Source organism: Saccharopolyspora dendranthemae (assembly GCF_007829955.1).
In the GTDB taxonomy this organism is placed as follows: Bacteria; Actinomycetota; Actinomycetes; order Mycobacteriales; family Pseudonocardiaceae; genus Saccharopolyspora; species Saccharopolyspora dendranthemae.
Map to the genome: position 1 here is coordinate 55,545 of NZ_VIWX01000002.1, position 11,407 is coordinate 66,951.

General features: G+C 68.1%; 9 protein-coding genes. All 9 read left to right on the top strand.

The genetic code is table 11. The annotated features are described in order from the left end of the window. Position 1: 1 nt before the first annotated feature. A complete protein-coding gene (locus tag FHU35_RS09230; RefSeq protein ID WP_145738109.1) occupies positions 2–874 on the top strand; it encodes an MlaE family ABC transporter permease in 873 nt (290 codons plus the stop codon). Beyond that, entirely contained in the window at positions 871–2,220 is a 1,350-nt protein-coding gene (locus FHU35_RS09235) for an MCE family protein (RefSeq protein WP_145738110.1), read from the top strand. Before FHU35_RS09230 ends, FHU35_RS09235 begins: the two co-directional genes overlap by 4 nt. Next, the gene (locus FHU35_RS09240) at positions 2,217–3,248 is read left to right on the top strand and encodes an MCE family protein (RefSeq protein ID WP_145738111.1); all 1,032 of its coding nucleotides are present in this window, start codon (positions 2,217–2,219) and stop codon (positions 3,246–3,248) included. The genes FHU35_RS09235 and FHU35_RS09240 overlap by 4 nt, the downstream gene beginning before the upstream one ends. Then, complete coding sequence (locus FHU35_RS09245; RefSeq protein ID WP_145738112.1) at positions 3,245–4,258, top strand: MCE family protein; 1,014 nt, start codon at positions 3,245–3,247, stop codon at positions 4,256–4,258. The genes FHU35_RS09240 and FHU35_RS09245 overlap by 4 nt, the downstream gene beginning before the upstream one ends. After that, positions 4,255–5,460 (top strand): MCE family protein, encoded by a 1,206-nt coding sequence (locus FHU35_RS09250; protein ID WP_145738113.1) that lies wholly within the window; start codon positions 4,255–4,257, stop codon positions 5,458–5,460. The genes FHU35_RS09245 and FHU35_RS09250 overlap by 4 nt, the downstream gene beginning before the upstream one ends. Beyond that, on the top strand, positions 5,457–6,629 hold the full coding sequence (locus FHU35_RS09255; protein WP_145738114.1) for an MCE family protein: 1,173 nt from the start codon (positions 5,457–5,459) through the stop codon (positions 6,627–6,629). The genes FHU35_RS09250 and FHU35_RS09255 overlap by 4 nt, the downstream gene beginning before the upstream one ends. Then, positions 6,626–7,762: an MCE family protein gene (locus tag FHU35_RS09260; protein WP_145738115.1), complete on the top strand. Its 1,137-nt coding sequence runs from the start codon at positions 6,626–6,628 to the stop codon at positions 7,760–7,762. Before FHU35_RS09255 ends, FHU35_RS09260 begins: the two co-directional genes overlap by 4 nt. Positions 7,763–7,850: 88 nt before the next feature. Next, positions 7,851–9,728: a molecular chaperone DnaK gene (gene dnaK / locus FHU35_RS09265; protein ID WP_145738116.1), complete on the top strand. Its 1,878-nt coding sequence runs from the start codon at positions 7,851–7,853 to the stop codon at positions 9,726–9,728. 478 nt (positions 9,729–10,206) lie between these two features. Continuing rightward, complete coding sequence (locus FHU35_RS09270) at positions 10,207–11,361, top strand: L,D-transpeptidase (RefSeq protein WP_145738117.1); 1,155 nt, start codon at positions 10,207–10,209, stop codon at positions 11,359–11,361. The last annotated feature ends 46 nt before the right edge of the window (positions 11,362–11,407 follow it).

The following is an 11,407-nucleotide window of genomic DNA, read 5'->3' on the forward strand; positions in this document are numbered from 1 at the left end:
GATGGCAGTTCTGGAAACGACGCCCCCGCCCACGCCCACGCCGGTCCAGCGCCGCATCGCCAAGGCGGCCTCCGCGCCCGGCGACGTGCTGGCCAACCTGGGCTGGCAGCTGTCTTTCTACGCACGCGCCCTCGCGCTGGTGCCGGTCACGGTGACCAAGTATCGCAAGGAGACGATGCGGTTGCTCACCGAGGTCGTCTTCGGCAGCGGTGCGCTGGCCATCATCGGCGGCACGCTGGGGGTCATGGTCGGCATGACCATGGCCACCGGTGCGGTCGTCGGCCTCCAGGGCTACTCCTCGCTGAACCAGCTCGGCACGGCCGCGCTGACCGGCTTCGTCGCCGCGTACTTCGACACCCGCGAGGTCGCGCCGCTGTCGGCCGGTCTCGCGCTGTCGGCCACCGTCGGCTGCGGGTTCACCGCGCAGCTGGGCGCGATGCGCATCTCGGACGAGATCGACGCGCTGGAAGTCATGGGCGTGCGGAGCGTTCCGTACCTGGTGACCAGCCGGGTGCTGGCCGGAGTTCTGGCCGTCATCCCGCTCTACGTGGTCGGGCTGCTGGGTTCCTACCTGGCGTCGCGGCAGATCACGGTGTGGGTCTACGGGCAGTCGGCGGGAACCTACGACCACTACTTCCACCTGTTCCTGCCACCGGAGGACGTGCTCTGGTCCTTCGGCAAGGTCATGGTGTTCAGCGTGGCGGTGATCCTGACCCACTGCTACTACGGCTACACCGCCAGCGGCGGACCGGCCGGGGTGGGCATCGCCGTCGGACGCGCGGTGCGGACCTCGATCGTGCTGGTCACCGTGCTCGACTTCTTCTGCAGCCTGGCGATCTGGGGATCGACCACGACCGTTCGGATCGCAGGATGATCGCAGCGCGCAGCAGACGCCGCTACCAGGCGATGGGAGTCGCGTTCCTGGTCGTCGCCGGGTTGTTCCTGGCGGGCACCATCGGGATGTACAACAAGGCGTTCACCCGCTTCGTCGCGGTGACGGTGCGCGCCGACACCGCGGGCAACCAGATGATGCCGGGCGCGGACGTGAAGGTGCGCGGTGTCGTCGTCGGCGAGGTCCGGGCGATCGACCCGGGCAACGGTCACGCCGATCTGCGGCTGGCGCTGAAACCGGAGAAGGCGGGCATGATCCCGGCCAACTCCTCGGCCCGGCTGCTGCCGAAGACGCTGTTCGGCGAGCGCTACGTGGCGCTCGACATCCCGAAGCAGTCCACTTCGGAGACGTTGGCCGCCGGGGACGTCATCCCGCAGGACCGCAGCGCTTCGGCGATGGAGATCGAGAAGGTGCTCGGCGACCTGATGCCGGTGCTCCAGGCGGTGCAGCCGCAGCAGGTCTCCACCACGCTCAACGCCGTCTCCCAGGCCCTGGCAGGCCGAGGTGATCAGCTCGGCGAGACGCTGGTGCAGCTCGACCGGTACCTGCAGGACTTCGACCCGTCGCTGCCGAAGATGGAGTCGGTGATCAGCCGGGTGGACGACGTCGCCGAGAACTACGCCGACGCGGCGCCCGACCTGATGCAAGCCGTCAACGACCTGACGACCACCAGCCGCACCGTGGTCGAGCAGCGCGGTCAGCTCCAGCAGATGACCGGTGCGCTGACCAGCGCCAGCGGCGAGATGGACAGGTTCTTGTCGGCCAACAGCAACAACTTCATCCGGCTCGCGGGCACCTCGCGGTCCACTTTGGAGCTGCTGGCGAAGTACTCGCCCCAGTACCCCTGCATGCTGCAGCAGTTCCAGGCGGGTCAGAAGAACGCCGACCTGACCTTCGGCAAGGGGACCGACACGCCGAACATGGCGCGGATGACGCTGGAGATCACCGGCAGCCGCGGCAAGTACCTGCCGGGCCGGGATGATCCGAAGAACCTCGAGGCCCGCGGCCCGCGCTGCTACCCGTTCGTCGAGCCGCCGGACTCGTTCCCGCAGTACCCGCCGGGCGGCCCGCTCGACGACGGCTCGTTCAAGCCCGAGCCGCCGCTGGACCGGGACGCGGTGTTCCCGTGGAAGAAGACGACCGGGAGCGCGCCGGCGTCGACCTCGCCGCAGGCGGCGAGCTCGTCGGTGGCCAACTCCCAGCCCGAGCGCGATCTGCTCGCCGCCCTGATGGCTCCGCGCCTGGAGGTCGAGCCCAAGGCCGTGCCCGACTGGACGAGCCTGCTCGTCGGACCGCTGTTCCGGAACGCGGAGGTGACCGTGCGATGAGGTCCATCACCGCACCGCTGATCAAGCTGATCGTCTTCGTAGCGGTCACCTTGACCTTGACCGGGATCCTGGTGTCCACGATCGCCGCCAACTCCTCCGGCGACGCCCACGAGTACACCGCGCGCTTCGCCGACGCCTCCGGTCTCGGGGAAGGTGACGACGTGCGCATCGCCGGGGTGAAGGTCGGCAGGGTGACCGAGCTGGAGGTCGTCGACGGTGAGCGCGCGCTGGTGCGCTTCGACGTCGAAAGCGCCCGCAAGCTCCCGCGCGATGCCCAGGCGACCGTCAAGTTCCGCAACATCGCGGGACAGCGCTACCTCGCGCTGGACGCGCCGCTGCGCGATCCGCGCAACGTGCTGCCCGCCGGTGGTGAGATCCCGCTGGAGCGGACCCACCCGGCGCTGAACCTCACCGCGCTGTTCAACGGTTTTCAACCGCTGTTCCAGGCGCTCAACCCCGAGGACGTCAATCAGCTCTCAGGAGAGCTGGTGAAGGTGCTGCAGGGGGAGGGGAGCACCGTCGAGAGCCTGCTGGCGCACACCGCGTCGCTGACCGGGACGCTGGCGCAGAAGGACGAGGTCATCGGTCAGGTCATCGACAACCTCAACGCCGTGCTGGGCAACGTCAACGAACGCGGCCCCCAGCTGGGCGAGCTGATCGACGCGCTGCAGCGCCTGACCACCGGCCTCTCCGAGCAGCGCAAGCCCGTCGGGGAGGCGATCGGTGCCCTGGACGAGCTGACCAACACCACGTCCGGACTCGTCGAGCAGGCGAGACCGCCGCTGCAGAAGGACATCGCCGCCCTGCGCGACGTCACGGGGCTGCTCAACAACGAGCTGCCGCTGCTCGAGCACACGTTGCAGACCATGCCCACCCGGCTGGAGCGGCTGACCCGGACGGTCAGCTACGGCGGTTGGTTCAACTACTACTCGTGCCAGGTCACGGGCAACATCCGCATCGACCAGCTCAAGATCAACGTCCCGATCCTGCCCGTGCCGACGACCCAGTTGCCGGAGAGGTGCCGATGAAACCACTACGGGCCCGCAACCAGGTCACCGTCGGCCTGGTCACCATCGCGCTGCTGGTGCTCGGGACGCTGACGGCGTTCTCCGCGAAGGACCTGCCGCTGATCGGCTCCGGCAACTCCTACTCGGCCTACGTCGCCGAATCCGCCGGGCTGGACGCGGGGAACGAGGTGCAGATCGCCGGCGTCAAGGTCGGCGAGGTCGACGAGGTGTCGCTGGACGGCAACCGGGTGCTGGTGAAGTTCACGGTGGACGGTCGCGAGATCGGCGACCGCACCCGCGCCGACATCCAGATCAAGACGCTGCTGGGCGAGAAGTTCCTCGGCCTGCGCCCCGCGGGTGACGAGGAGCTCTCCGAGCCGATCCCGGTGAGCAGCACGACCTCTCCGTTCGACATCCCCGACGCGATCGACCAGCTGACCAAGACCACCGGCCAGCTCGACAGCACCAAGCTCGCCGAGAGCTTCCGGGTCATGTCCGACACCATGAGCGGCGCCCCGCAGCACATGGACAAGGCGGTCAACGGGCTTTCCCAGCTGTCTCAGACCATCGCGTCGCGAGACCAGCAGCTCGCCGATCTGGTGCACAACGCGAGCAACGTCTCGGGGATCGTCGCCGACCGCGATCAGCAGGTGAGCAAGCTCGTCTCCGACGGCAACCTGCTGCTCTCCGAGGTGCAGACCCGCAAGAAGGCCATCAGCGGACTGCTCGTGGGCACCGAGAACCTCTCGAACCAGCTGCGCGGCCTGGTCGCCGACAACCAGGAGCAGATGAGGCCCGCGCTGGAACAGCTCGACCAGCTCACCGCGATGCTCCAGCGCAACCAGGACAACCTGAACAAGGCCATCGGCGCGCTCCAGCCCTACGTGCGCGGCTTCAACAACACCATCAGCAACGGCCGCTGGTTCGAGGGCTACTTCTGCGGTCTGCTGCCGCCGCCGATCCACGCCGGGCCGATCCAGACCAACACCCCCGAATGCGAGATCCCGGTGGACGACGGAGGTGGCCGATGAGCAGGCTCACCCGCATGATCGCCGCGCTGTGCGCGCTGGCCCTGGTCACCGCCGGAGTGCTGTGGTGGACGCTGTCGGCCAGCGGCACCACGGTCACCGCCTACTTCGACAAGGCCGTCGGGCTCTACGCCGGGTCCAGCGTGCGCGTGCTCGGGGTCAAGGTCGGGCAGATCGACACCGTGACCCCGGAAGGACCCGTCGTCCGCGTCGACATGCACGTCGACGACGGCGTGCGCATCCCCGCCGACGCCAACGCCGTGGTCGTCGCCCCCAGCCTGGTCAGCGACCGCTACGTGCAGCTCACGCCCGCCTACACCCAGGGCGAGGTGATGGCCTCCGGTGCGGTCCTCGACCGCAAGCGCACCGCCACCCCCGCGGAGCTCGACGAGCTCTACAAGAGCGTCAACGCGCTGTCCACCGCGCTCGGCCCGGACGGGGCCAACCGCGATGGTGCGCTCAACGACCTGCTCAACACCACGGCGGCCACTGTGGACGGAAACGGGCAGGGCCTCAACACGACCATCAAGCGCCTCGGCGAACTCTCGGCGACCCTGTCGGACAACCAGGACGACCTGTTCGCCACGGTGGACAACCTCAACCAGTTCACCGGAACGCTCGCCCAGAGCGACAAGCAGATCCGCGAGCTCTACGGGCGGATGGCCGACACCACCGGGTACCTCGCCTCCGAACGCGAGCAGCTGGGCACCTCGCTGCACTCGCTGGCCTTCGCTCTCGACGACGTGCAGCGGTTCGTGCACGACAACCGCGACCACCTGTCCTCCAACGTCCAGAACCTCACCGGGGTCACCCAGGCGCTGGTCGATCAGCGGCAGGCGCTGGGCGAGGTGCTGGACCTGATGCCGCTCGCCAGCACCAACTTCATCAACGCCTACGACTCCGCATCAGGGTCGGTGGCGTCCCGCTGGAACCCGCAGGAGCTCGCGCAACCGCCGATCCTGATGGTGTGCAGGCTGATCGCCAACGTCACACCCCTGCCCGAGCCCATCCCGCAGTCGCTGCGCGACACCTGCGAGAAGCTCAACCCCGTGATCCAGGGCTTGGCGCCGCTGCCCTCGGTCGGCGACCTGCTGGGCAAGGTTCAGACGGGCGCCGGCGACGTCACCGACCAGATCGGGAAGGGGCCCAATCCCGTGCCGCTGCCGTTGGTGGACGCGATGAAACGAGGGGCGGGGACACCATGACCGCCAAACGGTGCGCGGTGCTGGCCGGATCGCTGTCGCTGCTGCTCGTGTCCGGTTGCGGCACAGCCGGTTTCACCGGTCTCTACAACACGCCGCTGCCCGGTGGAGCCGAGCTCGGCGAGCACCCCTACACGGTGATGGTGCACTTCCAGGACGTGCTGGACCTGGTGCCGCAGGCGAGCGTGAAGGTCAACGACGTGGCCGTGGGGCGCATCGACCGCATCGAGCTCAGCGACGACAACACGACCGCGCTGGTGACCATGCGGGTCAATGGCGACGTGCGGCTGCCCGCCAACGCTTTCGCTCGGCTGCGTCAGTCCAGCCTGCTGGGGGAGAAGTTCGTCGAACTCGCGCCGCCACCCGAGAACGCCTCCGGGCGGCTCGCCGAAGGCGCGCAGATCCCGCTGGAGCGCACCAACCGCAACCCGCAGATCGAAGAGGTGCTGGGCGCGGTGTCGTTGTTGCTCAACGGCGGTGGCATCGAGCAGATGCAGACCATCGTGAAGGAGCTCAACAAGGCGTTCACCGGCAACGAGGAGGAGATCCGCTCGCTGCTGGGCAACGTCAACAACGTCGTCAGCAGGCTCGACCGGCAGCGCGGCGAGATCACCAAGGCGCTCGACGGGCTCAACCGGCTTTCGGCGAACATGCGCGCGCAGACCGGGAACATCAACAACGCGCTGGACGGGCTGGCCCCGGGCCTGCGCGAGATCGAAGCGCAGCGAGGCCAGCTGGTCGGGATGCTGCAGTCGCTGGACAAGCTCTCGGGCACCGCCACCCACACCGTGGAGGCCAGCCGCGAGGACCTCGTCGCCGACCTGCACGCGCTCGCGCCGACGCTGCAGCAGCTCGCCAAGACCGGCACCGACCTGCCCAAGGCGATGGCGTTCCTGTCGACCTACCCGTTCCCGGAGTACGCGATGGTCCCGCTCAAGGGCGACTTCGTGAACACCAACGTGATGATCGACCTGAACCTGTCGGACCTCTACGAGAACTTCGTGCGGTCCTCCGGCCCGCCCATCCCGATCCCCGGCCTGTCGGACTCCGGCCAGTCCGGTGCCAACATCCCGCTCCCGCCCGGCGGGCCGCAGCTGCCGCCCCTGCCGATCCCCGGGACCCAGCCCGACGGCGGGCTGCTTCCAGGACTGCCCGGAGGAGGTTCCCGATGATGGCGCGCAAGGTGAAGGTGCAGCTGGCGCTGTTCCTGGTGATCGCGGTGGTCGGTGTCGGTTACGTCGGTGGCCAGTACGCCGGCCTGGACAGGTACTTCGGCTCCAACGGCTACCCGGTGACGGTGAAGTTGCCCGAATCCGGCGGGCTGTTCGCCAACTCCGAGGTCAGCTACCGCGGCGTCGCCGTCGGCCGGGTGACGGAGCTGCGGCTGGCCCACGAGGGCATTACCGCCGAACTGCACATCAACGACGACGCACCGGAGATCCCCGCCGACGCCCGCGCCGTGGTCGCCAACCGCTCGGCGGTCGGCGAGCAGTACATCGACCTGCAGCCGCAACACCGCGACGGGCCCTACCTCGAGGCGGGCTCGGTCATCCCCATCGAGCACACCGCGATCCCGCCGGCACCGGAGTCGCTGCTGGTGAACGTGGACAGGCTGGTCGCGGGCGTGCCGACGGACAAGCTGCAGACGGTCGTCAGCGAGGTCGGCACCGCGTTCGACGGCACCGGCCCGCACCTGCAGAAGCTGCTCGACACCACCAGCTCCTTCACCGCCGCCGCGCAGCAGAACCTGCCGCAGACCACCGGGCTGCTGGACAACAGCGACGTCGTCCTGCGCACGCAGCAGGAGCAGGCCCAGAACCTCACCGAGTTCAGCAGCGGGCTGCGGCAGATCTCCGGACAGCTCAAGCAGTCCGACCCGGACCTGCGCAAGACCATCCAGGAAGCGCCGGGGGCGGCCACCGAGGTCCAGGAGCTCACGCGTTCGATCGGCAGCGACTTCGGCCTCGTGTCCGCCAACCTGCTCACCACCATGCAGCTGACCAGCGTGCGCGGACCCGCCCTGGAGCAGACCCTGGTCGCGCTGCCGATGATCTCGGCTTTCACCCACACCCTGTCGCCGGACGGGACCGGTCACCTCGGGCTGGTGCTCAACCTGTTCAACCCGCCCGCGTGCACAGCGGGTTACGAGGGCACGCCTCGCAAGCACGGCTCAGACACCAGCGACGGCCCCACCAACTACGACATCGGCTGCACCGAGCCCAAGGGCAGCCCCACCGGTGTGCGCGGCTCGCAGCACGCCATCCGGTACCCGGTTCCGGCACCGGTCTCCCCGCCCGGGCCCTGAGCGAGGTGGACGCGACTCCCTCCCGTTCGCATACTTGAGGTGTTTCCGCCTCGAATATCCGCAGGTAGCGGCCGGGAGGTGTGCGCACATGGGGCGCGCTGTCGGGATCGACCTGGGCACGACCAACTCCGTGGTCGCCGTCCTCGAGGGCGGCGAGGCCACGGTCATCGCCAACTCGGAGGGCACGCGAACCACGCCCTCGGTGGTGGCCTTCGCGAAGAACGGCGAGCTGCTGACCGGTCAGCCCGCGAAGAACCAGGCGGTCACCAACGTCGGCCGCACGATCCGGTCGGTCAAGCGCCACATGGGCACCGACTGGAAGGTCGGCATCGACGAGAAGGACTACACGCCGCAGGAGATCTCCGCGCGCGTGCTGATGAAGCTCAAGCGCGATGCCGAGGCCTACCTGGGCGAGGAAGTGACCGACGCGGTCATCACCGTCCCCGCCTACTTCGACGACGCGCAGCGGCAGACCACCAAGGAAGCCGGCCAGATCGCCGGGCTGGACGTGCTGCGCATCATCAACGAGCCCACCGCGGCGGCGCTCGCCTACGGCCTGGAGAAGGGTGAGAAGGAGCAGACCATCCTGGTGTTCGACCTGGGCGGTGGCACCTTCGACGTGTCGCTCCTCGACGTCGGCGAAGGGCTGGTGGAGGTCAAGGCGACCTCCGGCGACACCCATCTCGGTGGCGACGACTGGGACGAGCGCATCGTCGAATGGCTGGTGGAGAAGTTCCGTTCCAGCGCAGGCGTGGACCTCAGCCGCGACCCGATGGCCATGCAGCGGATCAAGGAATCCGCGGAGAAGGCCAAGATCGAGCTGTCCTCCTCGTCGCAGACGAACATCAACCTGCCCTACATCACCGTCGACGCGGACCGGAACCCGCTGTTCCTGGACGAGACGCTGTCCCGCGCCGAGTTCCAGCGGATCACCTCCGACCTGCTCGAGCGCTGCCGCAAGCCCTTCAGCAACGCGATCAAGGACGCCGGGGTCGAGGTCGGCGACATCGACCACGTGGTGCTGGTCGGAGGCTCGACGCGGATGCCGTCGGTGGCCGACCTGGTGCGCGAGCTCACCGGTGGGAAGGAGCCGAACAAGGGCGTCAACCCGGACGAGGTCGTCGCGGTCGGCGCCAGCCTGCAGGCAGGTGTGCTGCGCGGTGAGGTCAAGGACGTCCTGCTGCTCGACGTCACGCCGCTGTCCCTGGGCATCGAGACCAAGGGCGGCATCATGACGAAGCTGATCGAGCGCAACACCACGATTCCGACCAAGCGCTCCGAGACCTTCACGACCGCGGACGACAGCCAGCCGTCGGTGATGGTCCAGGTCTTCCAGGGCGAGCGGGAGATGGCCGCGCACAACAAGAAGCTCGGCATGTTCGAGCTGACCGGGCTGCCGCCGGCACCGCGCGGTGTGCCGCAGATCGAGGTCACCTTCGACATCGACGCCAACGGCATCGTGCACGTCTTCGCCAAGGACCTCGGGACCGGGCGCGAGCAGTCCATCAAGATCAGCGGTGGGTCCGCGCTGCCGAAGGACGACATCGAGCGGATGGTCTCCGACGCCGAGACCCACGCCGACGAGGACCGCAAGCGTCGCGAGGAGGCCGAAACCCGCAACCAGGCCGAGACGCTGGTCTACCAGACCGAGAAGGTCCTCACCGACAACTCGGAGAAGGTCCCGGAGGACACCAGGACGCAGGTGCGGGACGCGATCGGCGAGGTCAACGAGGCGCTCAAGGGCGACGACGTCGACCGGATGCGCACCGCCACGGACGCCCTCGCATCCCGGGCCCAAGCCCTCGGTCAAGCGATCTACGGCCAACCCGGCGCGGGTCAGGACACGGCCGCGGGCGCCCAGGGCGACTCCACCGGCACGTCCTCGACGTCGTCCTCGTCGCAGGCCGACGACGACATCGTCGACGCAGAGGTCGTCGACGACGACAACGACAAGAACACCTCCTGACCCCGGCCCGACCAGGGCCTGGAGGTGCGTGCGGACCCGAGTGCGACGCGGCCGGTCCCAGTTTTAGTCCAAACCGAGCCATGATCATGTCCGTTTTGTCGGCTCAGTTTGGACTAAAACTGGGAAATGCCGAGCCCGTCCCACCTAGCTCCCGTTGCCGGACTCGCGCGGGCGCTCCTGCCTCTTCGGTGCCACCGGTTTCGGCGACGGGACGTGATGTCCACCGATCGAATTACCTGATCAACGAGTGTCGGGCTTGCAGTCGACGCCGTGTAGTTGCTAGTGGGTCGTCGCTCACTTCAATCCACACGAAGGGACGTTCCTCCGCACGTCCTAGGTTTGCGCTGGTCAACACAAAACTCGATCGAACCCGTGGATCGTCCACTTCGCGCTGCTTGATCGTGTTGAGAACCCCGCCCACCGCACGGACAGTTACTGATTACCAATGAGACGGTGCAGGGTTTTTGGGGAGGCCGGTATGCGGGGGGTTGTTGCGTGCCAACTAGTCATCGCGAGCCTGGTCGCGTGCGCGTTGACGGCGTGCGGCGGACCGGATCCATCCGAGGCGTCGGTGACGCCTTCCGTTCCAGACAGGACGAACGCGCTGGCACCGAGTGACCCGCTGGTGCTCACCGCCCACCGCGGCGTCCTCACATCGGTCAACGTGACGGCCAACGGTGCTCCCGTTCCCGGCGAGATCGCCCGAGACGGTCACAAGTGGACCATCAACGCCCCGATGGCCTTCGGCACGACCTACCACGTGCAGGCGGTGGCCCACGACCAGGAAGGTCGACCGTCGATCCCGCTGAACTCGACGTTCACCACCGCCGCGCCCACCGACATCGTCAACGTCGACCGAACCCGGCCCAGCGACGGCGACACCGTCGGCATCGCGATGCCGGTCTCGATCTACTTCGACAAGCCCGTCAAGGACCGCGCCGCCGTCGAACGCCGCCTGCAGATCGAGACCTCCGTGCCCACCGAGGGCGCGTTCAACTGGTACTCCGACGACCAGGTCAACTGGCGCCCCAAGGAGTACTGGAAGCCAGGGACGCAGGTGACGGTCCGGGCCAACCTCTACGGCGTCGACACCGGCGAAGGCGTGATGGGCGACAAGAACTTCGAGTCCCACTTCACCGTCGGCCGCGACCAGCGCACCGTCGGTGACGTCAACGAACACAACCTCGTCGTCTACCAGGACGGCCAGGAGATCCGGAGGATGGACGCCTCCTACGGGCAGTCGGCGTACCCGACGCAGTCCGGCATCCACGTCGCCACCGAGCGCCACGACTCCGTGCGGATGAACTCCTGGAGCTGGGGCGGACCGGCCAAGGGATCCGCGGGTGCCTACGACGAGGTCCTGCCCAACGCCGTGCGGATCTCCAACAACGGCGAGTACGTGCACACCAACACCTCCAGCACCTGGGCGCAGGGGTCGTCGAACGTCTCCCACGGTTGCGTCAACCTCTCCAGCGAGGACGGCCGGTGGTTCCTGGAGTTCACGCAGATCGGCGACCCGGTGGAGATCGTCGGCTCGGACAAACCGCTGACGCCCGACGACGGAGACATCTGGGACTGGACGGTGCCCTGGGAGGAATACGTCAAGGGCAGCGCCCTGTTCCACTCACCCTGATCCCGTCGGTCACGAGGCCCGGAGCGCCATCGCGTTCCGGGCCTTG

Excerpts from the sequence above, each read along its gene's own strand:
- FHU35_RS09245 (WP_145738112.1), top strand. The coding sequence starts at position 3,245 with ATGAAACCACTACGGGCCCGCAACCAGGTCACCGTCGGCCTGGTCACC.
- FHU35_RS09235 (WP_145738110.1), top strand. The coding sequence starts at position 871 with ATGATCGCAGCGCGCAGCAGACGCCGCTACCAGGCGATGGGAGTCGCG.
- dnaK (WP_145738116.1), top strand. The coding sequence starts at position 7,851 with ATGGGGCGCGCTGTCGGGATCGACCTGGGCACGACCAACTCCGTGGTC.
- FHU35_RS09260 (WP_145738115.1), top strand. The coding sequence starts at position 6,626 with ATGATGGCGCGCAAGGTGAAGGTGCAGCTGGCGCTGTTCCTGGTGATC.
- FHU35_RS09250 (WP_145738113.1), top strand. The coding sequence starts at position 4,255 with ATGAGCAGGCTCACCCGCATGATCGCCGCGCTGTGCGCGCTGGCCCTG.
- FHU35_RS09230 (WP_145738109.1), top strand. The coding sequence starts at position 2 with ATGGCAGTTCTGGAAACGACGCCCCCGCCCACGCCCACGCCGGTCCAG.
- FHU35_RS09270 (WP_145738117.1), top strand. The coding sequence starts at position 10,207 with ATGCGGGGGGTTGTTGCGTGCCAACTAGTCATCGCGAGCCTGGTCGCG.
- FHU35_RS09255 (WP_145738114.1), top strand. The coding sequence starts at position 5,457 with ATGACCGCCAAACGGTGCGCGGTGCTGGCCGGATCGCTGTCGCTGCTG.
- FHU35_RS09240 (WP_145738111.1), top strand. The coding sequence starts at position 2,217 with ATGAGGTCCATCACCGCACCGCTGATCAAGCTGATCGTCTTCGTAGCG.